Here is a 24,424-nt window from a genome sequence, read left to right as displayed (position 1 = left end):
AAAGGGGATACATAATTGTGAACTCGAAATATTTAGATTTGTTGGCCCAGAAATATGATTGTGAAGAAAAAGTGGTTACTGAAATTATTAATCTAGAAGCGATTCTTAATCTACCAAAAGGGACAGAACATTTTGTAAGTGATCTACACGGAGAGTATCAAGCCTTTCAACATGTGTTAAGAAATGGTTCAGGGAATGTAAAAGGGAAAATTGAAGACCTTTATAAAAAGGTATTAACGGAAAAAGAGATTAAAGAATTTGCAACATTAGTTTATTATCCTGAAGAAAAATTAAAGTTAATGAAGAATGATTTTGATAATGAGAGAGAATTACATCATTGGTACACAGTCATCATTGAGCGTATGATTAATCTTATTTCTTATGCGTCTTCTAAATATACTCGCTCGAAATTGCGAAAAGCATTACCGGATCAATTTGTTTATATTGTAGAAGAACTTCTATACAAAACCGATGAATACACAAATAAGGAACCGTATTATACAAAAATTGTCCAGCAAATTATTTCCCTAGGTCAAGCTGATAAACTCATTATAGGTCTTGCCTATACGACTCAGCAATTGGTTGTGGACCACCTTCATGTAGTGGGAGATATTTATGATCGCGGACCCGAACCTGACAAAATTATGGATACTCTCATTAATTATCATTCCGTTGATATTCAGTGGGGAAATCATGATGTCCTGTGGCTAGGAGCCTTTGCTGGATCCAAGGTTTGTCTTGCTAATATTATTCGTATCTGCGCGCGGTACGACAATTTGGATATTATTGAAGATGTGTATGGAATCAACCTTAGGCCACTACTTAATCTTGCGGAAAAATACTATGACGACAATCCAGCCTTTAGACCAAAGAGGCATTCAGATGAAAAGGTATCTGAGGAAGAACAATTACAAATCACGAAAATTCATCAAGCCATTGCCATAATTCAATTTAAACTTGAAAGCCATATTATAAAGAGACGTCCGTACTTTAAAATGTCAGAAAGACTTCTGTTAGAGAAAATTGATTATGACAGAAGCGAAATAACGATTCATGGAAATACATATCCATTAGATCATACATGCTTTGCAACGATAAATCCGCAACAACCTGATCAACTGTTAGATGAAGAAAAGCAAGTGATGGACAAACTGTTATTTTCTATTCAGCAGTCAGAAAAGCTAGCTAGACATATGAATTTTCTTATGAAAAAAGGCAGTCTTTATCTAAAATATAACGGAAATTTATTAATCCACGGGTGCATTCCTTTAGATGAAGAAGGAAATATGGAAAAAATGGTCATTGAAGATAAAACGTATGCAGGTCGTGAATTGCTTGATACGTTTGAACGTTTTTTACGAGAGGCGTTTGCACATCCTGAAGAGACAGATGATCTTGCGAAAGATATGGTTTGGTATTTATGGTCAGGAGAATATTCATCACTCTTTGGAAAAAGAGAAATGACGACCTTTGAAAGGTATTTCATTAAAGATAAAAAAACGCATAAAGAGAGAAAGAACCCATACTACCATTTACGTGAAAATGAGGAAATCTGCCGCAAAATCCTAGCCGAATTTGAGCTTAATCCAGATCAAGGTCATATCATAAATGGTCATACTCCGGTTAAAGAAATTGATGGAGAAAATCCGATTAAAGCAAATGGAAGAATGATCGTGATTGATGGTGGCTTTTCCAAAGCGTATCAATCAACTACAGGAATTGCTGGATACACTTTATTATATAACTCCTTTGGTATGCAACTAGTCGCCCATAAACATTTCAATTCCAAAGAAGATGTACTAATAAATGGAACGGATGTATTATCAGTAAAAAGATTGGTGGATAAAGAACTAGAGAGAAAAAAGGTTCTAGAAACGAATGTTGGAGAGGAGATTTTACAGGAAGTCTCAATTTTGAACAGTTTGCTGGAATATCGCTACGTAAAATGATAGAGGGGACAGGAAAGGTGTACCATTTCTGTTTGACGTTGATATATAGCACCTGTCCCTGCTGTCCTTAGGTATAATTCTCTACATCATTCTAATAATAAGAATGAAGGAGGGATACTTATGGCAAAGCGAAATGGTAAAACGAATGCAGACCAAAAGAATAAACAAGGATTTGATTCAAGTAAAACCGATTCAGAGTTCTCTAAAGAACCTGGAAGTGCAGCGGCTAATCGAGCGCACAAAGAAAAAGCTAAACAGATGAAATCATCCAAGAACCAAGGAGAATGGAAAGGGATGCATTGATTTTTTTTATGAGAGGAAAGTGGGGACAGAAAGGTGTCCCCGCTGTTTGACGTTAGGAGAAGAACCGGTCCCTGATGTCCCCTTAATTTTGTATTAGATTTCTACCTTTCGTAAATGTAGGCATAAACTCCTTATGGGCTTCGAGAAGTTCTGTTGTCATTTCCCATATTTCATTCAGTGATAAAACAGATGAAGTGTGAGGATCTAACATAACCGCTTGATAGACATAATCGACATTTTTACTCAAGACAGCTTCAACTACTAATTGCTGTACATTGATATTCGTCATATTCATTGCAGCTAATTGTGGAGGTAGTTCGCCCATATGACAAGGTTGGATCCCTGCTTTGTTTACTAAACAAGGAACTTCGACACAAGCATTTTCAGGTAAGTTCATAACTAGCTTAGTATTTAATACATTCCCCCAAACAACTATGTTTCGACCTGTTTCAATGGCATGGATAATGGGTGCTCCGTACTCATGACTCTTTTCCGTTTCAAACGATTCATTTGCTTCAATTTTCTTTTTTGTTTCTTCAAAACGTCGTAAGTTTCTTTCACTTCTTCGAACATATTCATCGATAGGGATATCAAAATGTTTAATAAGTTGGTCATCCTTTATGAAATAGGGTGTATATTCCGACATATGTTCACTTGATTCAGTTACAAAATAATTAAGTCGACGCATCATTTCAAATCGCACTTTATCTTTCGCAAAAATAGCTTCATCGTTCATTGCTTCAAAGAGAGCCGGGTACAAATCTTTGCCTTTATGTTTAAGTTCAAGATACCAAGCCATGTGATTGATCCCAGCTACTTTATAATCTAGCTCTTCTCTTGGAATTTTTAAGTACGAAGCCAGATCGTCTGCAGTATGCTGAACACTATGGCAAAGTCCAATTGCTTTAATAGACGTTGCTTTTGCTACTGCTAGCATAAGCATAGCCATTGGATTCGTATAGTTGAGTAATAAGGCGTCTGGGCAGACTTCTTCCATTTCGCTGCAGAAGTCTAGCATAACAGGGATCGTTCTTAACGCCCTAAAAACTCCTCCTACTCCCAAAGTATCGGCAATTGTTTGGTTCAGTCCATATTTTTTCGGAATGTCAAAATCAGTTACGGTAGCCTCATGCATTCCTACCTGAATTAAATTTAAGACATAATCAGCCTCTGTTAAGGCTTCTCGTCGATTTAATGTTGCATGAACCTTAGCATCACTTTCAAAAGACTTTACTAAGCTCAATGTCATTTTCTCTGCAGTCATTAAGCGTTCCTCTGAAATGTCGAAAAGTGAAAACGTAATAGTCGATAAATCATTATAACTTAAAAGATCACTAATTAATCTTTTCGCAAAAATAACACTTCCAGCTCCAATTATAGTAATTTTAGGCAAAGTAAAAACCTCCTAAGTTTATTAGTCTTTCATACCAGAGTGCGTAATTCCTTGAACAAAGTATCTTTGGAAGAAAATGAATACAATTAAGATTGGGATAATTGAGAGGAATGTTAAACTCATTAAAATATTCCAATCAATATAGTGTTCACCTTGAGCAATGGCCAATCCTAACTGAACGGTATACATGCTCTTATCAGAAATGACAACGAGTGGCCAAATTAAATCATTCCATCTCCACATAAAAGTGAATATGACTAATACAGATATTAAAGGGATGATGTTTGGTACGATCACTTTTCTAAAGATCGTAAATTCACTTGCTCCATCAATTCGAGATGCCTCAATTAACTCATCTGGTATACTCTTAATATATTGTCTTGCTAAAAATAGACCAAATGCCTCTCCGGCGCGTGGAACAATTAATCCTATATAAGAGTTTAGCCAGCCTAATTCTTTTAAGATAAAGAAATTAGGGACCATAATAATGTGTACAGGAATCATTAGTGTACTTAATACGATAAAAAACAAAATATTTTTGCCCTTAAATTTGTACTTGGCAAAGGCATAACCAGCCAAACAATTAATGAAAACCGTTAAAAGCACCGCAAAAAAGGCAACAATTAAACTGTTCGCAACATAACCCATAAAAGGTATCGTACTTAGGGCTTCGCTAAAGTTACCCCACATGATTTGGTCAGGAATAACTTTTATATCTCTAGAAACCGCTTCAGCAGGAGTTTTCAAAGCGGTTGAAAGCATCCAAATAAAAGGGAGTAAGAACAAAATTGCCGCGAAGCAAAGAATGACAAAGATAAAGGTTGTTTTTATATCCCATTTTATATACTTAAATTTGTTGAAACTGGACCATTTCTTTTTTGAAGTCAATCTTTATCCCTCCCTAACCACATAATAAAAGAGGTAAAGATCATGATAATAATGAATAAAACCGTTCCTAACGTTGATCCATATCCCATATGTCCTTCTATAAAAGCTTTCTGATAAATATATTGGATAAGAACAGTTGTGGAATAACCTGGTCCTCCATTTGTCATCGTATAGATTAAATCAAAAACCATGAACCCGTTGATAACTGAGATAACCGTAACAAAAACTGTTGTGTTTTTTAATAGCGGCAGTGTGATATGCCAGAACTTATGCCAACTATTAGCGCCATCCATTTCACTAGATTCATATAAAGATGATGGAATAGTTTGAAGCCCTGCTAGATAAATAACTAAGCAATAACCTGCTTTAAACCAAATCGTTGTAATGATAATGGCTGGCATGGCCCACGTAGCAGAGTTTAACCAGTTGACTCCGCTTATCCCAAATGTTGATAAAAAATGGTTGATAAGACCATAGTTTGCATTAAACATCCAAGACCAAATTAATCCTGTTGCCACTAAAGAAACGACAACTGGAGCAAAGAAAATACCACGGAAAAGGGACACGAAGGGGATCTTGCGATTAAGCAAGATCGCACCTGTCAATCCCAAAACCATACTTACAGAAACGGCACCAACCGTATAGTAAAGCGTATTCTTTAAAGAGACATAGAAAACAGGATCATGAATCATTTGAATATAATTTTCTAATCCAACAAATGATGGAGAACCAAGAATACTCCATTCGTGAAAACTTATATAGAATGTAAATAAAATAGGGATAATCATAAACGCGAAAAACAAGAGAATATTAGGTGCTATAAATATATACGGAGCAATTTTGATTCGATTATTTTTATACCAAGTTACCATGTTAGACACCCGCGTAACCTCCTACATAAGGATTTAATTCACAATCCTATTAATTTCATCATTTAACGATTCGGCGACTTCTTCTGGTGTTTTTCCTAACATAAACAAGGCTTCTAATTCATCTGCAAGTACTTGGTTAATACTTGCAAACTCAGACATTGTTACGGTTTCAGCTAGCTCTTGCGGCACTGTTAACGATTGCTCAATGAAAAGATCCATTAATTCTGGGTTTTCCATCGTGTAATTAAATGAACCATCAATATCCGTTCTTGCCGGAATAAATAATCCCATCTCAACAAATGTTTTCATGTTTTCTGGCTGAATCATAAATTCAAGAAATCTTTTTGCTTCTTCTGGGTGCTTGGCATTGTGAGGTATCACTAGTGAATTCCCACCTAAGTCAGAAGCAGCTGACTTTTTCACTGGCATGTAAGTTACACCCCACTCATATTCTTCCATTTCAACTTCATATCTTGGTATCATCCAGTTCCCATTGATTAGAAATGCTGTATGGCCTGTTGTGAATAAGAGGTTGTAATCGTCGCTTCCTTTAATACTATTACCGTCTGACATGTGTTCTTGAAACATTTCTTGTAAGAATGCTAAAGATTCAATTGCTTCAGGAGTAGTCACATTGGCACTAGTTAAATCATCGGACAATAATGAGGCATTATTATGGAAAAAGAAAGGCAATGAACGATAAACAGAACCAGCTGTCCAGTTAAATGCGATACCATGGCTTGCTAGCCCTTCACTTTGGGCTAAGACTGAAGCCTCTAACAATTCCTCCCATGTCCACGCATCTTCAATTGTATTCGGAGGTGTAATTCCTAATTGATCCATATACGTTTTATTGTAAAAAACAGCCAACGTATCTGTATGATGAGGAACACCATAATACTTATCATCAACTGTAACCGCTGTTAAGAGACTTGAATTATAACTACTTTTTGACCCTTCAATTAAATCGGTCACATCTAATAATGCATTTTGGCTAGTATAGTTTCCGATTCTTTGATATTGTAGACGGAAAACATCCGGTGATTCGTTGCCCGCAATTCTTGTCTGTAGTCTTGTATGGAAATCATCTCCTGAAGGCTGTTGATTTGCATGTATTTTAATATCAGGGTTTTCTTCTTCAAACTTTGCAATTAATGTATCAAAGGCGTCAGCCTCTCCGCCTGCACCTGCCCAGTAAGCAAACTCAATTGTTATGGCACCACCATCATCGCCGGATCGATCTGGACTAGCAACGTTTTCAGTCGCTGCACAACCTACTACAGTCATCAAAAATAAGAGGAACAGTAACGTAAAACCCAATAAATGTCTCTTTGATTTCATTAGAAAATCCCCCCATATAGTTTAAGTTCACATGATTTGAAAAACGTAGCGATGATAACGTCCAGAACTTCCACTCACCACCTCCTTAACATTTCTTAAATAGCTTTGCAGCTTTTACGTATAATTAAATCTAATGGCAAATAACTCGTCATAGGCAGTGGTATGGCTCCATCTAATCTTTGAAGCAGGAGTTTAACAGCTGTTCTCCCTAATTCTTCTTTGTACACGTGAACAGTTGTTAATTCAGGGTGTACAAATTTAGACATTTCGATGTCATCAAATGAAACAATCGAGATATCGTCTGGAATAGACCATCCATGTTCAAGGATTGATTTATATGCCCCATAAGCCATTCTGTCACTAGCTGTGAATAGAGCGGTAGGGCGCTTTTTTTGTGAGAAGATCTTATTCATCGCCTCATAACCACCTGCAGTTTCAAAAGCACCATCATAGACCCATTCAGGGTTTAATGAAAGGTTATGATTTTTAAGCGCTTTCAAAAAACCTCTATACCGAGTCTCATCCTCAAAAGATACTCCTGTTTTTGGTGATGAGCCTCCAATAAATCCAATGTTTTTATGACCTAGCCTATACAAATACTCAATTGCTTTCATAGCTCCTTTTTCAAAGTCTATGGTTAAATAATCAATATCATATATTGGATTAGTACCAACCGAAATGATAAGTTGCACACGTGCCATTATTATCTCAATCACACTCGGATGCATAGGTCCGACACAAATAACACCAACATTCTCATCATCAAATATTGTTTCATTGACAAACCCATTAACTAGATCACTAGAATCATATGTGAAATTAATCATTTGATTATTTTCTAAAAGTTCGCGTTCAATGCCAAAGATAATCTCGGTAAAGTATGGATCATAATATTTGTTTTTCATATCGCTAATGACAGTGACAATTTTCTTTTCAGAAAATTTCTCTGATTGAATGCGCGTGTTTCTGTATCCTAATTCTTTTGCCACACAAATAATGTTTTGTTTTGTTTGCTCGTCAATGGAGGTTGGTACATTATTAAGCACCCTCGAGATGGTTGAAATTGAAACATTTACACGCTCTGCAATATCTTTTAGAGTTGTTTTCAAAAGAGATCTCTCCAATTCACCTAGCCAAAGTAGTTTTAGTTCATTTTCATTAAAAGATATTCAATGATTTCAGAAATTATTCTCTGATTGCTCAGAAATTTTTCTTGCTTTTTTCTGGTTATCTTATGGGTGATTAGCTAATTAGAAGTTGGATTGCTGATTAATAATTAGTAGCTTTGCTTTCACTTCTGTTTGACGCCTTCTTTCCCGGCCCTTATAATAAATATTACAATCGTAAGTGTTAGGGTGAAAAAAATGAAAAAGCTACCACAAATTTCAGAAGCAGAATTAGAAGTAATGAAGGTTATATGGAAATATCCGTCTATTAATACTAATGAGGTAATTGAAAAGCTATCGGAGACGAGTAAGTGGAGTCCTAAAACGATTCAAACGATGTTACTACGTTTGATTAAAAAAGGAGCTTTAAGCAATCATAAAGAAGGGCGTGTTTTTGTTTATACACCGAATGTAGCAGAAAGTGATTATGTCGATGTTGAGAGTCATAGTTTCTTAAATCGATTTTATAACGGAGCTCTAAATTCAATGGTTTTAAACTTCCTTGAAAAGGATAAACTTTCCGCTGAAGAGATTGATGAGTTGTATGACATTCTAGAAGAACGTAAGAATAGAAAGAAGGAATAATATGGGGGATTCGTTCTTTAGTCACTTTCTTATTAGTAACCTTTATTTAGCGATACTTTTAGGTACAATTCTTTTATTAAAGAAGCTGATAAAGAGTCAGATTACGGTCAATGCCCATTATTATATAAGTGTGCTTGCTTTATTTACGTTAATTACTCCATTTGTTCCTTATCATTTATTAAAGGTAAATTCGTTAATGGGTTGGATAACGGATTTCCGAGCAACTAGTCTCATCTTGCCTGATTTCACTTTTTTAAGTTCATCATCAGAGAACCAGATTCAAAGGACAAATTGGTTACAAGACTTTTCAATGACAGTAGAGCAGTCATGGTTTGATAAAGTGGACTCAACCTTGTTTGCTTTGTGGGTAATGGGTATCTGCATTTTGTTCTTGGTCATCTTATTTAGTAATCTATTAATTTGGAAAATAAAGAGAAGTTTGCAAGTTGTTCAAGATCACGAGTTACTAATGCTTTTGACTCAATGTAAAGAGGAATTTGGTTTTTATAAAAGGATTAGTTTCGGGTATTCGTCTTTGGTTAAGTCCCCGATTACTTTTGGTTTGTTTCGTCCATTTATTGTCTTGCCAAAAGATATGTCAATGCTATCTATTGACGAGATGAGATGTGTATTCCTGCATGAGGTATACCACTGTAAACGTAAGGATGTCCTTATCAACTATGCAGTGGCACTTGCTAAAATGATGTACTGGTTTAATCCAGTCGTCTGGTATTTCTTAAGAGGGTTGAAAACAGAAATGGAGATTTCTTGTGATTATGAGGTATTAAAATCATTAAATCCTGATTCACACCTTCAATATGGCAAAGTCATCTTAAAGTTTGCCTCAGTACAATCCCCATCAATGTTAGTGGCTTCGGAAATGAGTAGCTCGTTTAAGCAAGTGAAAAAGCGTATTGTGACCATCGCTAATTATCAGGTCGAAACAAAGTCTCTTAAGACAAAAAGTATGCTGGTTATCTCAGGAGTACTTGCTTTATTAGTTACAAGTAGTCCATCATTTTCGGCTTTAGCCGTGAATCATGACCATCACTCCATTACAAATATGAACATAGCAGAAGAAGATTACAGTCGTTTTTTTGAAGAATTTTCAGGTACGGCTGTTCTATATGATGCTAAAGAGGACCAGTATCGCATTTACAACCAAGAAGAAAGTATGACTAGGTATATCCCTGCTTCGACTTATAAGATCTACAACTCATTGTTTGCTCTACAATCGGGAATAATTTCACAAGGAAATTCTGACCTTCCATGGGACGGTACAATATATCAATATGAGGAGTGGAATCAGGATCAAGATTTGCTTTCGGCAATGAAAAGCTCAGCCTCTTGGTATTTTCATGAGCTTGATCAACAGATTGGGGCTGAAATGTTGAGGGATTATTATCAACATATTCAGTATGGGAATACTCAAGTTAAAGATGTTTCTAGTTACTGGTTAGATGGAACGTTAAAAATATCACCTGTGGAGCAGGTAAATGTTTTAAAGGATTTTTATTATAATGAATTCATGTTTGAACCAGTAAACATCCAAACGATTAAAGACTCACTATTTCTGGAAGAAGCCGGAGGGAATCGTCTTTTTGGAAAAACAGGAACTGTCGTTATAGACGGTGAACATATCGGCTGGTTTGTTGGATATTTAGAAGCTGCCGATCATACGACTTTCTTTGCTGTCTATATCGAAGGAGATAAGCAGGCTAGTGGAAGTTCTGCCGCAGAAGTGGCTCTGTCAATTTTGGAGGAGGAAGGATTGTACGTATCCCAATAAAAGTACTGATTAAATAGGAAAAAGCCGCAGATTTTCTGATCTGCGGCTTTTTCCTATTTAAAAGAATTTTCGTTGTAAAAAAAGCTATTGACTTAAAAACTTACACGTGTAATACTTTTAAATATTACATATGTAAGTTTTTAAAGGAGGAAGAGAATGAAGAAAAAAAGACGAATGAATCACATCCCTCGAATCAACATATTATTTTTATCGATCTTTCTATTATTCTCTTGTCTGATCGTTAGACTTGGGTACATTCAAATCCTAAATGGAGAGGTATTTGCAGATCAGTTAGATCTAGTTAGGGAGAGGATGATCCAAACGGATGTACCGCGTGGGTTAATTTTTGATCGATATGGAAATATTGTGGTGAACAATGAGGTCGAAATGTCAGTTACCTATATGATGCCATCGATTCAAACTAATCCGACTTCGATTATAAAGATAGCTGAAACTCTTGCATCATTCATAATAGTGGATCCATCAAAAGTGACAGAAAGAGATAAAAAGGATTTTATTTTGCTAATGATGGAAGAAAAAGAGAGAGAGAAATTAATAAGTAAAGAGGAACGTAGTAAGGCAGACAGCCCTGCTGGACTGTACCGTCTAGAAGTGGAGGCACTTACAGATGATCATCTTAATACAATTAGTGAAAGAGAGTTACATATCATTGCGATTTTTCGGGAGATGATCCAAGGATCAATCGATACCCCTCAGAGAATCAAACGTAACCTTACGAATGCAGAAGTACATGCAATTAGTGAGATTTTAGATCAATTACCAGGGATTGACATCCAGTTAGATTCAAGCAGAAGTTACCCATATGGAGATTCATTTCGAGGTTTTTTAGGGAATGTCAATATGATTCCGAATGAGAAGATTCGTTCGTATTTAGCAAGAGGTTATGAGCGCAATGAGATAGTCGGTGTCAGTTATTTAGAGGAGCAATACGAGGGTGTACTAAAAGGGATAAAAGCCGTAACGAGCCACGAAGAGTATGGAGAGGTTCAATCTTTCTCTGAGAAAGGCGGACAGAGAGGCGATGATCTTAGTTTATCAATTGATATGGAGTTGCAACAAAGATTGGAGAATATTATTGAAAATGAAATGGATTCTGGTAAGAATTCGTTTATTCAAGACCGTTCTGCCTATGCTGTGGTAATGAATCCACGAACGGGTGAGATATTAGCAATGGCCGGTTTTCTAGATGCTTTTGACAGAGAGAATTCTAGTAGGTCTGATCATGTTGGTGTAGTCAATAAAGCGTTTGAGATGGGGTCATCTGTAAAAGCAGCTTCAGTGTTAACCGGCTTTCATGAAGGCGTTACGGCACCAGGAACAAAGTTTAATGATCGAACGATTTATTTGCCAGGAACTCCGCCAAAGGGAACTTGGAATAAAACGGGGTTTGGTTGGATTGATGATCGCTATGCGCTTGAACAATCATCGAATGTGTATATGTTTGAAATAGGGATGAGATTAGCTAACTGCTATTATGCCGGTCCCAATCAGACATGTGGATGGACGGGTGAGACGATAGGAGAGGCTTATAACACGGTGCGCAATAGCTTCTCCCAGTTTGGATTAGGTGCGGAAACCGGAATTGATTTACCAACTTCCTTTAATGGGATGCAAGGATCCAATACAAATGGGGGGAAATTGCTTGACCTTATGATTGGTCAATATGATACATATACAACGTTACAATTGGCGCAATATATTGCGACAATTGCCAATGATGGATACCGAATGAAATTAAACCTTGTTACTGAAATTCGCGAGCCAGTTGCCGGAGCGATCCTGCGAAAGGTTGAACCAAGTGTGTTAAATAGAATTGAAATGACTGATGAACATATTAGGAGAACACAAGAAGGTCTTAGGCGCGTCGTTACACATGGCAATGCGGCTGCGAGGTTTTCAGACATTCCACAATATCAGGTCGCGGGAAAGACGGGGACTGCTCAAGTGACAGTGGGAATTCAAGAAGGGGAAAAGACAACAGTCATTAATGGAGAAACACAAACTTTTGTTGGTTATGCGCCATTTGATAATCCAGAAATTGCTTTTGCTGTAGTTGTACCACATGCGAAGTTGGACATTCATGGGGCTAGACAAGGAATGGCACAACATATTGCAAGAGATGCAACAAAAGCCTACTTCGAATTAAAAGAGAGTCGAACGGGACTGAGTAAGTGAATAAGGAGGTAGCTATGAGTATGTTCAGTATGAGTGTCGCCTTAGCAGAGTTAGTCATCATTGGAATCTTAACCCTTTTTGTTAGATTGTTGTTTATGATGTTTTCGTATAATACAAAGTCAGAGCATGGACGTGTAAAACTTAAATGAGTAAATGAGAGAACGTAGTATTTCTACATAGAAATAAGTTGTGATTAAGAGGTGAGCAAAAAATGAAACAAGCTAAACGAATGATCTGGGTTATCCTTGTGTTAGTTTTATTTATGATTTTAAAGGGGATCGAGGGGATCTATGACAATTCAAAAACGAGTAGTGAAAGTCTTTTTGATGATAGTGAAGAAGTCGATGTCGTACACGAACCTTTTTCTTTTGAAGCGATCAACGTGGGTGATTTTTTCAAAGAAAGTGAAGGAACTTTCATCCTAAGTGAAATCGGTCAAAATAATCTCCTTATTTATAACCATCAACGAGCCAATCAAAGGTTCGCACCTCAATCAACGTTTAAGATTCCAAATGCTCTTATAGGATTACAGGTGGGTGCGGTAGAAAATGAGGAGCACATGAAAGAATGGGATGGGGTCCTCCGTGAGATTGATGCTTGGAATCAAGATCACTCCCTAAAAACAGGATTCGAAAATTCGGTTGTTTGGTATTATCAAGAGATGGCTCGAGATATTGGTGAAGAAAAAATGAACGAATGGTTAAGTAAAATTTCTTATGGAAATCAAGATAGTAGTGAAGGAATTGATCAATTCTGGCTAAGCAGTTCATTAGAAATTTCACCTGTCGAACAGTCGGTTTTTCTCGAGAAATTAGTACAGGAAGATCTTCCATTTGATCACGAGGTGATGCAAACCGTAAAGAATATGATGAAATTAATAGAGGAGGAAGATTATACGGTTTATGCGAAAACAGGGCAAGGGTCCGGGATTGGTTGGTTTGTTGGGTATGTGGAACGAGAAGATATGAAGTTTGTTTTTGTCACCAATCTAGAGGGTACCTCAGTCGAGGCAAGAGACATTACGATAGAAATACTAAAGAGAATATGGACTGGTTAGTGACAGTACCTGATGTCACTAGTATGAAGATTAAATAACTCACACACACTACATATATCTGTCATAGGTCGGGGGGATACGGTGATTCTCAGGTTCGGATATGTCTCAACGGCGCTTTCTTTATGGGAAGCTTCGCCATCTAGAACGTTAACGTTTACGAATTGGAAAAAACAAGATAAAGAAAGTAGAAAGGAAAAGTTACACTATATTACAGAGCAAAATTTAAAAAATACGCTTCGCACTCTTTATTATAATATCGCACACGGTATCGATGTTTATCGAATGTCTTCTTCACTCGTGCCACTTGCGACACATCCTGAGGTTAAGTGGGATTTTCACACACCTTTTAAGGATTGGTTCAAAGAAATTGGCACATTGGTTCAAGAAAAGCACCTGCGCGTTAGCTTTCACCCGAATCAATACACATTGTTTACTAGCCCACAGGATCATGTTACGGGTAATGCCATTATTGATATGACCTATCACTATGAAATGTTGGAAGCAATGGGGTTACATAAGCATGCAAACATTAATATCCATGTTGGTGGCGCGTATGGAAATAAGGAAGAGGCGATAGCTAGATTCAACGATAATTTTCAGAAGCTTAATGAAGATATTCGTTGTCAAACGACTCTTGAGAATGATGATAAAACCTACACAGCAGAAGAAACATTACAGGTTTGTGAGCGGCACGGTCTTGCCTTTGTTTTTGATTATCATCATCACTGGGCAAATCCTGGAGATGAAGCATTTGAGGATTTGCTACCAAGAATTTTTGCTACTTGGGAAAAAACAGGAAGACCTCCTAAATTTCACTTATCCTCTCCAAAGTCAGATAAATTAATCCGCGCCCATGCCGATTATGTTGATATGGGGTTTGCCATGGACTTTATCAAAACATTAAAAGCTTACGGAAGATCAGCAGATATTATGATAGAGGCAAAGGCGAAAGATAAAGCGGCATTGAGGCTTGTCGAGGAATTAGGGAAATTGCGAGGGTTTAAGCGGATTGATGGAGGGGCGATTGAGGTGTAAGAGGAAAGGTGTTCCGGGTGTTCTAGGGGGTGTCTGTAAAGGTCAAAATCAGCCCTTTTTAGACACCCTCTATCATCTATTTGTTAGTAATCATTTGTTTAATTAAGCGGATGTCCATTTCATGATCTATAACTTTTTGAGCTACATCATTCCATATCAGTTCTTACTCAGTATTGTGGGCAACTTGTGAGACAACAGCATCGAGTTTCTTACTCATTTGTTCAAGCTTAGTTGCTAAGCCTTCGAGGTCATGTTTGGAAGCTAAGTTTTCGAGGTCTTGCTTGGAAGCTAAGCCTTTAAGGTCTTGTTTGGAAGCCATGTCTTCGAGGTCTTGCTTGGAAGCTAAGCCTTTAAGGTCTTGTTTGGAAGCCATGTCTTCGAGGTCATGTTTAGAAGCTAAGCCTTCAAGATCGTGTTTCGTAGCCATGCTTGCTTCAAATTTGTTTACTCGCTGGTTTAATGTTTGTAATTCCTTAAGAATTAAATCAGATTTATCCATAAAAGCGCCCCCTTTCTACATCTTCCATGCTGACAATGCGATAGGTTGTGAAGTAATTATATCATATCAAATAATAGGATAACCTGATTTTGGCATTTTATCTGACTAATTAGAAATCAGTAACGGGGACAGGTTTGAACTGTCCCCGTTACTGTTAATCTGGGACAACGAACCTGTCCCTACTGTCCCTAAAACAGACCAATCATGTTAATAAAGACAATAATAATTGTAAGTGGTACGACCCATCTCATTAAAAATGTCCACGTAGTGAACCAACTAGGAGAAAGAGTATTCCCTGCTTGGAATTCACTGGCGACAAGGTGTTGATCCATTCTATAGGTAATAAACAAGGCAATCAGGAGGCTTCCTAATGGCAGCATGATGTTACTAACGAGGTAGTCCGTTGCATCAAAGATTGATTGACCAAAGATCAGTACATCTTGGAGAACTCCAAATGATAACGCTGCTGGAATTCCGGCTAAGAAGACGACCATTCCTGAAACAAGTGCTACTTTTTTTCTTGAGCGTTTTCCATCCTCTGTGAAAGCCGAGATAATAATCTCAAGCAAGCTGAAAGAAGAGGTTAAGGTTGCGAATAAGAATAATAGTAAAAATAAGCTTAAGAAAACGGAGCCAAATGGCATTTGTGAGAATGCAGCCGGCAGTACCATAAATAGCAATCCAGGTCCTTCTGCTGGTTCAAGTCCAAATGAGAAGACTACTGGAAAAATGGCGAGTCCCGCTAAAAGTGAAACAAAGATGTTCATAAAGACAACTGATGATGCAGCAGAAGGAATGCTCTCTTTTTTGTCCAAGTAGGAGCTGTATGTAACCATGCAAGAGAACCCAACTGCTAATGAGAAAAAGGATTGACCAAGTGCATATAAGACAGATTCCCCTGTAATACTAGAGAAATCAGGCTTTAGAAAAAAACGAACCCCTTCCATCGCCCCTTCTAATGTAAGAGAACGAAACACAAGGACAATGAAAAAGACAAAGAGCAGCGGCATTAAATACTTGCTAGCTTTTTCAATTCCGTTTTTAATTCCAAACGATAATACTACGATGTTTATAAGCAAGAATAACGCTAAGCCAAGTAAGCCCATCCAAGGCGTGCTTGTCACTTGTCCAAATAACTGACCGTAATCAGCTCCTTCGTGGATAATGTTATCGGAAACGGCTAATCCAGAATAAAGCAGGACCCAGCCACCTACAACACTGTAAAAGGAGAGTAATAGAAAGCAGCCGATAACACCGAGTCGACCAACCCATACCCAAAAGCTATTTGGTGCTAATTTTTTATAGGCGGAAATGGCTTCTTTCTTGGCTCCTCGTCCGATCACGAACTCAGAAATAAGCATCGAAAGGCCGATCACGACTGTAAAAACGATGAACATGAGGAAAAAAGCACCTCCGCCGTTCATCCCTGCGACATATGGAAATTTCCATATCGCCCCTAAGCCGATCGCCGCTCCTGCAGTTGCTAAAATAAACCCTAATTTAGATGACCACTGTTCGCGTTTTGTACCCATAGAACCATCCTTTGCTACGTGATTTTCAATCTTGAACGATGTGGTTCCCCTGCTACTTAACTGCTTAAAAGAAGCAGGGGAGAGGTACTTACTTTAAATTTCCGTTCGTAAATCCCATAACTCAGGGAAGAATCGTTGATCTAGAACCTTTTTCAAATAGTTCACACCAGAGGAGCCTCCAGTTCCCACTTTAAATCCAATGATTCTCTCTACGGTCTTCATATGACGGAAGCGCCATTGTTGAAGCCAGTCTTCAATATCAACAAGTTTCTCACCTAATTGATAGAGATCCCAATATTTATCGACATTACGGTAAACTGTAAGCCAAGCTTCGCGCACAGAATCATCAGCTTCATATGGTTTTGAAAAATCGCGATTCACCATGTCTGGATTGATCGGCAACCCAGCTTTTGCAAGGGCTTGAATGGATACGTCATATAAGCTTGGTGCATGATAAGCTTGCTCAAGTATCTTATGAAGCTCTTGATCTTTTTCATAGATTTTTAAAATATGACCTGTTTTATAGCCGAGAGCAAATTCAATTAAGCGATATTGGTACGATTGAAACCCAGAAGCCTGACCAAGAGAATCACGGAATTCCATGTATTCCGATGGTGTCATCGTTGAGAGAACGTCCCAGGCTTGAATGATTTGAGATTGTATTTTTGAGACGCGAGCTAAACGCTTAAAAGATGTTGGCAGGTCATCGGTTTTAATAGATTCGATTGCTGCATTTGTCTCATGTAAAATTAATTTCATCCAAAGTTCACTCACTTGATGGATCACAATAAAAAGCATCTCGTCATGATGGTCCGATAAACGGTCTTGGCTTGAAAGAAGGGTATCTAACTGTAAATACTCACCGTACGTCATGTTGTTTTTAAAATCAGTGTGAATCCCTTTTTCCGCTGCAGTTGCTTTGTTTTGGTATGTTTCATTCTTTGTCATAAGAGTAAGCCTCCTTTTTATAGTGGGCGAATAACCGCTCTGACGGGACTTCCGTCAGCATCTTTTAATGGCAAAGGCAGAGCAATTAACTCATAATCGCCTTCTTTGACATGGTCTAGCATTAAATTTTCTAAAATGTGAATTTGATGTTGAAATAAAGCGTGATGGCCTTCTAATTCTTTGCTGTCGAGTGCGTCGACAGAAGGGACGTCCACTCCAATTAAACGAATTCCTTTTTCATGTAAGTAGCAAGCCCCATCGGCGGTTACATATGGAATGCTTTCTGGGAAACGGTCTGGTCTATTTGGAATCGCTGTTTTGATTAAGAGTCTTGTCACTCCGTCTAAATCAATCGTACTAAGAGCAGCTTTGTCGATTTTTTCAAAAGAAGAAAGCTCAATCACTCGAGCCTCGCCAATAAAGACGTTAATATCTAAGTCTAGAATTTTGGCGCCGTCATTTCGAAAGTGAAAAGGTGCATCAACGTGAGTTCCAGAATGAACACTCATCGTCATTTGCCCGATATTCACTGAACCTGTTTGTTCTTCCGAGTACGTCACTTGATAGGAAAAGGGAGTATCTCCTGGCCAGTGAGCGAGCTTGTCATGCAAAGGCTGTGAAACATCAATCCATGCGTTGTTCGGTTGTTTCCTCATCGTTATGCCACCACTTCACGTTCATTTTTAAATTTCAAATACCGTTCTTCTTTCATGATCGTCTTTAGAATCTGAACACAATCCCACACTTCTTCAAATGTATTATAAAGGGCCACAGGAGCGAGACGTATGCCATTTGGCGTACGGTAGTCTGGGATAATTTTTTCTTCTTTTAACGCTTTGCAAATTCTAGCTGCTTCTGGGTGCTCAAGATATATATGCCCGCCTCGGCAATGATCTTCTTTCGGATTTTGGATCGTCAATTCGTAATCTGCCAGTTCATGCTCAATTAGATCCATGAGATACTGAGTAAGCTTTAATGATTTTGCTCTAATCTTTTCCATTCCGACTTCCTCAAAGATGGAAAGTGAGCCGATTAAGGGAGCAAGACTCAGAACATGCGGCGTTCCGACTTGAAAAGCGCTCGCGTCTTCGGCTGGTGTTAGTGTATGGTCCATATCAAATTGTTTATCCTTACGTGAACTAAACCAGCCTGCTAGCCCTGGATGTTGACCAAAGTGTTTCTTGTTTACAAATAAACCACCAACGCCACCAGGACCACCATTTAAATGCTTATAATTGCACCAAAAGGCAAAATCAACGTCCCAATCACTCAAGTGATGAGGAATGGAGCCAACAGAATGACACAAATCAAAGCCAATTAAAATGTTGCGCTTATGAGCCTCTGCGGTTAGTCGCTTCATATCTAGGATTTGACCACTTCGGTACAGTACACTTGGTAAGACAATCAGCGCAATGTCTTCCTTCATTTCATTAATAATATCTTCTTCATTTAACGTATGCCCATCGAAACTTTTAACTTCGATTAGGTGTTCGCTAGGGTCATAGCCTTTTAAAGTAAGCTGGCTTTTTAACGCATAAATATCACTTGGGAAGTTGAGCTCATCAGCTAAAATTTTCGTTTTTTTGCCTTCTGGATTATAAAATGTACTAACTAATTGATGAAGGTTCACCGTTGTCGATCCTGTTGCGATGACTTCTTCAGGTGATCCTCCAACAAGTGGAGCCAAGCTCTTTCCTAGCGACTCCGATAGGTAAAACCAAGGATTCTCACCTTGTGTCCAGCCGTCAATGCCAAAGTGCTTCCAAGAATCTAGTAAGCGAAGCAACGTTTGTTCAGCTCGTTTCGATAGGAGTCCGAGCGAGTTTCCATCAAAATAGATGCTGCCCTCTTTTACATAAAATTCTTGACGGTAAGGGGCCAACTCATCAAGTTTATCTAAGTTAACAGCGTATTCTCTTGTGTAAGCGTTGTCACTATTTCCCATGAAAAATCCTCCTAAATTAGAGTAATGATCTTATAAAAAATTATATTATAATAGTTGACGTTATGTCAATGACATTGTGTCAATGGGTTCTAGAATCATTGTATTCAAAAGAATAACCTTGTAGAATAAGGATCATAGAGATATCAAAAGAGGTGTAGAAGGTGGCGAAAGAGAAGGAGAACTTAACGGCAAGGGAACGTCAAGCTATTCAAACGAGAAACAATCTTTTGAAGGCAGGCAAAGCTATTTTTCTCGAAAATGGCTTTCAGAAAGCAACGATTTCTCAAATGATTAAACGAGCGAATACCGGATATGGAACAGCCTATGTTTATTTTAAAAATAAAGATGATCTATTTATTGTGTTAATGGAAGAAGTTATGGACAAATTCTATCAAGTAGCGGAAAAGTCGTTTGAGCCTAAAACGAAAAAAGAAGCACAAGAGCAAATTTCAGAACAAGTTCGCTTATTTCTCATGTTAGCGGTAGAAGAGAAAGCGATGATGGGTGTCGTTAAGGAAGCAATCGGCGTTTCTTCTGAAGTCGAACAAAGATGGAATGTGATTCGTGAACGGTTTATTGAACGCATTGCTGTTGATGTTCGTTACTCGCAACAATACGGACTAGCAGATCCTTCTTTTCACCCTGCACTCGTTGCTCGTGGTTGGTTTTATGCGAATGAAATGTTCATGTGGGATTGTGTGAAAGGGGACAACCCCTTCTCCGTTGATGATGTAATTATGAATTTGACGAAGTTGTATATGGACGGGTTGTATTAAGGTTTTTTAGGAGTTCTTTTTTCTTTGGTTAATGAAAAGAAGTGGTTGTTCTTACGGGCGGTCACTTCTTTTTATGTGAAGGTGAAGATTGCAAGAGAACGATGAAACTTAATTTTAAACGGAATCGTATAAATTTAATATAGAGTTAAGCAGGAAGGGAGAGTGCATCCAATGAGAAAAGCATTAATTAACTTATTGATCATATTTGTTTTTTTTGGAATAGGGATGTACGTAGTATTTGGAGAAGTTACAACAGCCATTATGTTCTCTTTACTTTATGGCGGTATACTAACTGCTGTATTGACTCTTCTATATAATACTTCAAGTAAATCTATACAGATGCAAAGTAGCAACGTTAATAGGGGAGAAGCAAATGGAAGTTCCCGTTTCATTTGCTGATGCTTTTCATTTGTGTAAAGAATCAATCCATCAACTGAACCGGGCTCGGATAATCGAAGAAGATGCACAAAAAGGATCGATTCGAGTCAAAACAGGAATGAGCATTCGAACGTGGGGAGACGTCGTTCAATACAAAGTGAAAAAGGTGTCAGATTCCAAGGCTTACGACGTTCATTGACTACGGAAAGAATAAGGAAAATATAAAGAAGATATCGGATTACATTGAGATGAATTTACACTAATTTGCTTCCACAATGATGTGACAAAAAAATGTATAGATAACTAACAGAGGAAATACCTTGAAAACGGGAGAGAGAATATGAAAAAAATGGCATTGGTTGTTGGAGCGATCTTGATCTTGCTTGTTGTAGCTTATGGATTGGTGGGGAACTATTTTTACAATTTTGCCTTAAATGCAGATCGTGAAAAAGAATTTCTTGATGGGAACCCTCATTTAGAAGAGAGCGAGGCGGTTTTAGCTTCGGTCGCAGAGGAAGCGGAAATAGCTGATGAGCTATTCAAACAAGATCATAAACCGGAGCAAGTTGACATCGTAACAAGTGATGAGAAAAGATTAAGCTTGAATGGATATGTTTATGAAAATGCTAACGCAGATCATCGGTGGGCCATTGTTGTTCATGGCTACACAAGTGATGCTAGTTCGATGACTAGGTATGTCAGAAATTTTCATGATAAGGGGTTTCATGTGCTAACACCTGATCTTCGGGGGCACGGGGAGAGTGAAGGAGACTATATTGGGATGGGCTGGCATGATCGGAAAGATATGCTTCTTTGGATTGATCAAGTTCTTGAAAGGGACCCAGAAGCAGAAATCGTCTTATTCGGAGTATCAATGGGAGGAGCTACCGTGATGATGACTTCAGGTGAGGAAGACTTGCCTGAAAACGTCAAAGTCATTGTTGAAGACTGTGGCTATACGTCAGTAAGTGATGTCTTTGTCTATCAGTTGGATGACCTTTTTGGTTTACCGGAGTTCCCTGTTATCCGTGCGGCTAACACAATCACAAAATGGCGTGCTGGCTATGACTTGTATGAGGCTTCAGCTGTTGAACAAGTGGAAAAAAGCAAAACACCGATCTTATTTATACATGGTGACATTGATACATTCGTACCATATGAAATGTTAGATGAAGTGTATGAGGCAGCCGCTGTAGATAAGGAAAAACTCATTATTCCTAATGCAGGCCACGGAGATGCGGAAAAAGTTGATCCTGTCACATATTGGAGCACGGTATGGCAATTTGTTGAGAGGTATATTGATACTGAGGTATGAAACCAGATATTTGTTAAAGGAATACACTTTTGTGGTTATAAAAAAGCCCCCTTATGCGATGTAAAGGGGGCTTACTGGTTTTGTACTAAAGGCCAAGTTCATGAACTAGCATTTAGTAAACGTACCTGCGCCTACAATGATCAATAATATAAACAATACAACAATTAGAGTGAAACCATCGTAGCCACGTTTAGGAGCGTAGGGAACACCATACCCCATAACAGGCGCGTATTCAGGTTGATAAGCATCGCCCATAGTGTATGGCATATTTTCATGCGCCCCCATAGTAAACGGCGCGTTAGCATTGGCCCCCATAGCAAAGTGTGCGTTTTCGTTAGGATACATGTTGATCCTTCCTTTCTTTCGGGTTAGTTATTTATCTCTATATCATACTCGCCTACCTTAAAAATGTAGCCCGTCTACATAAAATTGGGTAGGTGTCTAGGGGCAAACCAATGCAAAACCAACGTTGATCTCACACTTATTGATAAAGGCTTTGGTTAAGATAAAATATATATTGTAAAAAGGATATGGAACATTGGTTATGATGAATTAAAATTGGCTGCTGCTTATATCGGTAATTTCCTCTTTGTAACAGGGTAATTCTGGCTAAATGGATAAAGTTGGGTCTAGTGATAGAATTAAGCAAATAAGCAGATTGAGTGCTTTGTGGTCTTCTATTTTCATTTAGGGTTTCTATCATTTGTTGAGCCGTCATGATTCCAAATCCATGCCCAAAGAAGGTATCGTCCCCAAGAACGACAGCATTTTCCCCTCTCAACCAATGAATGTCTGGATGAAAATCTGGATTATTAAAATAAACAACATCCCCAGGGATAAAATAATTTGTATAAACATTGTGTAATCCAAGATCTGAATCGGCATGCCAGCTATATAAATAGAGGTTGGGAAAAATAAGATTAAAGTTTTGATCTCCGATACTGTTTAAAATGGCATGGTAATAAATGATGACACAAGCCGTCGAACAATCAAATGCATAAAGGGAACTGTTTCTATATATGTCTTGAATGGCTTCAGAGGGTCTAACATCTTGTCTTAAAAGGAATCCGCCCATTTCTGTTAAGTACCAGTACTGTGGATTGCAACGAGCATATTCGAATACGGTAAATTCCATCTCGCTATCATTCATACTTATTGAGCTGTCTATAACATTTTTGCGAGCGTTGATTTCAAAGAGAAATTCATCTACGGAAGAATATGAATAGGTGGTGGGATCTTCGTACATACGTTGGATGATCATTCTTTCAGTATTTGAGATGTTTCCTAGTTCATTCAGTTGAAAAGGCATCCCCATTATTTGTATCATAAGCTCCTCCATTCAAAATTTTATAGTTATGTATTATTGCTAATGTATTCTAGTTACACCGTAATCATGTTTATTAGTGAAACGGAAGATGTCCCGATCTATGTTAGGACAAGCCAAAGAAGTAGAAGTTGATTGGATTGACACCCGAAAAGAGCGAGGAGTTGTGAGGAAGGGAGCCAAAGAGGACGAATGGCTACCGAAAAGAGTGAGGAGGAGTCAGGAAGGGAGTCAAAGGGGTGGAATGGCTACCGAAAAGAGTGAGGAGGAGTGAGAAAGGGAGTCAAAGGGGTGGAATGGCTACCGAAAAGAGAGAGGAATTGTGAGGAAGGGAGTCAAAGAGATGGAATGGCTACCGAAAAGAGTGAGGAGGCGTGAGAAAGGGAGTCAAAGGGGTGGAATGGCTACCGAAAAGAGTGAGGAGGCGCGAGGAAGGGAGGCAAAAGGAGTTTATGATTCCCAAAAAGAGTGATAAGACGAACGGACGGGAATCATAGAGGTGAATTGTGCACATACATGTAAGTAATTTCTCTAAAGGATCAGAGTGGATAGGAAACGTATTTCACTCTTTGAACATGTGGGTTTGGACAAAGAGCCTGATAAACATGACTTGAAAGGAGCAATACCAATGAAATACAAGATTGTTGAAAGAGATGCATTTCAGGCAATAGGTATTAAGCGTAAAGTGCTATGCAATGCAGAGGGAGGATCTCCGGGGCCAGGTATTGCGGAGTTTTGGAGTGAAGCTTTTGAAAATGGAACAGTCAAACAATTGTTGGAATTAAACAGCGGAGAAATTAATGGTCTGTTAGGGATTACAAAGAATTTTGATAAGGAGAGAAATGCCATAGAATATTGGATTGTTACTGAATATCTTGATAATGTAAATGCATTGGCTGAATTTTCAAGCATAGAAATTCCTGCATCTAAATGGGTTGTCTTTGAAGTGGTTGGCCCTGCTTCAACCGCTATGCCTAGTGCATGGAAACATATTTTCTCTGATTGGTTTCCATCAAATGGCTATGAACTTTCTGAAATTGCTCCTCCATTTGAGGCATATATAGATCCCAATCCGTACAAGGAAAATTCATTGAATGAAATATGGGTGGGTATAAAGTAAGTTTTGGGATTCC

Annotated in this window: 24 protein-coding genes; 12 read left to right on the top strand and 12 right to left on the bottom strand. The window is 38.2% G+C overall.

Features of this window, described 5'->3' with window-relative positions; all coding sequences use genetic code 11:
* Nucleotides 1–17 precede the first annotated feature (17 nt).
* Nucleotides 18–1,949: a fructose-1,6-bisphosphatase gene (gene fbp, locus LQ50_RS02620; RefSeq protein ID WP_034625792.1), complete on the top strand. Its 1,932-nt coding sequence runs from the start codon at nt 18–20 to the stop codon at nt 1,947–1,949.
* Nucleotides 1,950–2,069: 120 nt separating this feature from the next.
* A complete protein-coding gene (locus tag LQ50_RS02615; protein ID WP_034625789.1) occupies nt 2,070–2,252 on the top strand; it encodes a hypothetical protein in 183 nt (60 codons plus the stop codon).
* 82 nt (nt 2,253–2,334) lie between these two features.
* On the opposite strand, the gene LQ50_RS02610 is transcribed toward LQ50_RS02615, so the two are convergent.
* The 5 genes from LQ50_RS02610 to LQ50_RS02590 form a co-directional block, all read right to left on the bottom strand.
* Nucleotides 2,335–3,645 carry an alpha-glucosidase/alpha-galactosidase gene (locus tag LQ50_RS02610; protein WP_034625787.1) on the bottom strand — a complete coding sequence of 437 codons (1,311 nt, stop codon included), beginning with the start codon at nt 3,643–3,645 and terminating at the stop codon, nt 2,335–2,337.
* 21 nt (nt 3,646–3,666) lie between these two features.
* Entirely contained in the window at nt 3,667–4,533 is an 867-nt protein-coding gene (locus tag LQ50_RS02605; RefSeq protein ID WP_052144547.1) for a carbohydrate ABC transporter permease, read from the bottom strand.
* Nucleotides 4,530–5,405 (bottom strand): carbohydrate ABC transporter permease, encoded by an 876-nt coding sequence (locus tag LQ50_RS02600; RefSeq protein ID WP_034626071.1) that lies wholly within the window; start codon nt 5,403–5,405, stop codon nt 4,530–4,532. The genes LQ50_RS02605 and LQ50_RS02600 overlap by 4 nt, the downstream gene beginning before the upstream one ends.
* Before the next feature lie 33 nt (nt 5,406–5,438).
* Entirely contained in the window at nt 5,439–6,746 is a 1,308-nt protein-coding gene (locus tag LQ50_RS02595) for an ABC transporter substrate-binding protein (protein WP_034625784.1), read from the bottom strand.
* Nucleotides 6,747–6,841: 95 nt separating this feature from the next.
* Nucleotides 6,842–7,855, bottom strand: a complete 1,014-nt coding sequence (locus tag LQ50_RS02590; RefSeq protein ID WP_034625782.1) for a LacI family DNA-binding transcriptional regulator — start codon at nt 7,853–7,855, stop codon at nt 6,842–6,844.
* 255 nt (nt 7,856–8,110) lie between these two features.
* Here LQ50_RS02590 and LQ50_RS02585 point away from each other — a divergent pair, with 255 nt between their 5' ends.
* The 6 genes from LQ50_RS02585 to uvsE all read left to right on the top strand — a co-directional run bounded on the left by LQ50_RS02585 (nt 8,111) and on the right by uvsE (nt 14,574).
* The gene (locus LQ50_RS02585) at nt 8,111–8,497 is read left to right on the top strand and encodes a BlaI/MecI/CopY family transcriptional regulator (protein WP_034625779.1); all 387 of its coding nucleotides are present in this window, start codon (nt 8,111–8,113) and stop codon (nt 8,495–8,497) included.
* Nucleotide 8,498: 1 nt separating this feature from the next.
* Nucleotides 8,499–10,286: a BlaR1 family beta-lactam sensor/signal transducer gene (locus LQ50_RS02580; RefSeq protein ID WP_034625777.1), complete on the top strand. Its 1,788-nt coding sequence runs from the start codon at nt 8,499–8,501 to the stop codon at nt 10,284–10,286.
* A 156-nt stretch (nt 10,287–10,442) separates the two neighbouring features.
* Complete coding sequence (locus tag LQ50_RS02575) at nt 10,443–12,482, top strand: peptidoglycan D,D-transpeptidase FtsI family protein (RefSeq protein WP_034625774.1); 2,040 nt, start codon at nt 10,443–10,445, stop codon at nt 12,480–12,482.
* A 14-nt stretch (nt 12,483–12,496) separates the two neighbouring features.
* On the top strand, nt 12,497–12,631 hold the full coding sequence (locus tag LQ50_RS26190; RefSeq protein ID WP_272913695.1) for a hypothetical protein: 135 nt from the start codon (nt 12,497–12,499) through the stop codon (nt 12,629–12,631).
* Nucleotides 12,632–12,693: 62 nt separating this feature from the next.
* A complete protein-coding gene (gene blaOXA / locus LQ50_RS02570) occupies nt 12,694–13,539 on the top strand; it encodes a class D beta-lactamase (RefSeq protein ID WP_034625771.1) in 846 nt (281 codons plus the stop codon).
* A gap of 81 nt (nt 13,540–13,620) precedes the next feature.
* Nucleotides 13,621–14,574, top strand: coding sequence for a UV DNA damage repair endonuclease UvsE (gene uvsE / locus LQ50_RS02565; protein ID WP_034625768.1), 954 nt, complete (start codon nt 13,621–13,623; stop codon nt 14,572–14,574).
* Nucleotides 14,575–14,737: 163 nt separating this feature from the next.
* Here the strand turns inward: uvsE and LQ50_RS02560 are convergent, their stop codons facing one another.
* From LQ50_RS02560 to kynU, 5 genes are all read right to left on the bottom strand, one after another.
* A complete protein-coding gene (locus tag LQ50_RS02560) occupies nt 14,738–15,073 on the bottom strand; it encodes a hypothetical protein (RefSeq protein ID WP_052144546.1) in 336 nt (111 codons plus the stop codon).
* Nucleotides 15,074–15,261: 188 nt separating this feature from the next.
* Nucleotides 15,262–16,605 carry a sodium-dependent transporter gene (locus LQ50_RS02555; RefSeq protein ID WP_034625766.1) on the bottom strand — a complete coding sequence of 448 codons (1,344 nt, stop codon included), beginning with the start codon at nt 16,603–16,605 and terminating at the stop codon, nt 15,262–15,264.
* A 93-nt stretch (nt 16,606–16,698) separates the two neighbouring features.
* Nucleotides 16,699–17,553, bottom strand: coding sequence for a tryptophan 2,3-dioxygenase (gene kynA, locus LQ50_RS02550; protein WP_034625764.1), 855 nt, complete (start codon nt 17,551–17,553; stop codon nt 16,699–16,701).
* 17 nt (nt 17,554–17,570) lie between these two features.
* Entirely contained in the window at nt 17,571–18,209 is a 639-nt protein-coding gene (gene kynB / locus LQ50_RS02545; RefSeq protein ID WP_034625762.1) for an arylformamidase, read from the bottom strand.
* A 2-nt stretch (nt 18,210–18,211) separates the two neighbouring features.
* Nucleotides 18,212–19,498 (bottom strand): kynureninase, encoded by a 1,287-nt coding sequence (kynU, locus tag LQ50_RS02540; RefSeq protein ID WP_034625759.1) that lies wholly within the window; start codon nt 19,496–19,498, stop codon nt 18,212–18,214.
* Nucleotides 19,499–19,659: 161 nt separating this feature from the next.
* Between kynU and LQ50_RS02535 the strand changes: the two genes are divergently transcribed.
* The 3 genes from LQ50_RS02535 (at nt 19,660) to LQ50_RS02520 (ending at nt 21,967) form a co-directional block, all read left to right on the top strand.
* On the top strand, nt 19,660–20,274 hold the full coding sequence (locus tag LQ50_RS02535; RefSeq protein WP_034625756.1) for a TetR/AcrR family transcriptional regulator: 615 nt from the start codon (nt 19,660–19,662) through the stop codon (nt 20,272–20,274).
* Nucleotides 20,275–20,647: 373 nt separating this feature from the next.
* Complete coding sequence (locus LQ50_RS02525; protein ID WP_034625751.1) at nt 20,648–20,851, top strand: hypothetical protein; 204 nt, start codon at nt 20,648–20,650, stop codon at nt 20,849–20,851.
* Between the two features lie 141 nt (nt 20,852–20,992).
* Nucleotides 20,993–21,967: an alpha/beta hydrolase gene (locus tag LQ50_RS02520; RefSeq protein ID WP_034625749.1), complete on the top strand. Its 975-nt coding sequence runs from the start codon at nt 20,993–20,995 to the stop codon at nt 21,965–21,967.
* Between the two features lie 105 nt (nt 21,968–22,072).
* Here LQ50_RS02520 and LQ50_RS25670 read toward each other — a convergent pair whose 3' ends face one another.
* Nucleotides 22,073–22,312, bottom strand: coding sequence for a YjcZ family sporulation protein (locus tag LQ50_RS25670; protein WP_034625747.1), 240 nt, complete (start codon nt 22,310–22,312; stop codon nt 22,073–22,075).
* Nucleotides 22,313–22,448: 136 nt separating this feature from the next.
* Entirely contained in the window at nt 22,449–23,294 is an 846-nt protein-coding gene (locus LQ50_RS02510) for a protein-glutamine gamma-glutamyltransferase (protein ID WP_034625746.1), read from the bottom strand.
* Between the two features lie 625 nt (nt 23,295–23,919).
* On the opposite strand from LQ50_RS02510, the gene LQ50_RS02505 reads away from it, so the two are divergent.
* Complete coding sequence (locus LQ50_RS02505) at nt 23,920–24,411, top strand: GyrI-like domain-containing protein (RefSeq protein WP_034625744.1); 492 nt, start codon at nt 23,920–23,922, stop codon at nt 24,409–24,411.
* The last annotated feature ends 13 nt before the right edge of the window (nt 24,412–24,424 follow it).

Source organism: Halalkalibacter okhensis, assembly GCF_000787375.1.
Lineage (GTDB): Bacteria > Bacillota > Bacilli > Bacillales > Bacillaceae_D > Halalkalibacter > Halalkalibacter okhensis.
The sequence above is the reverse complement of the archived record's forward strand: the minus strand, read 5'-3'. Positions and strand labels throughout refer to the sequence as shown.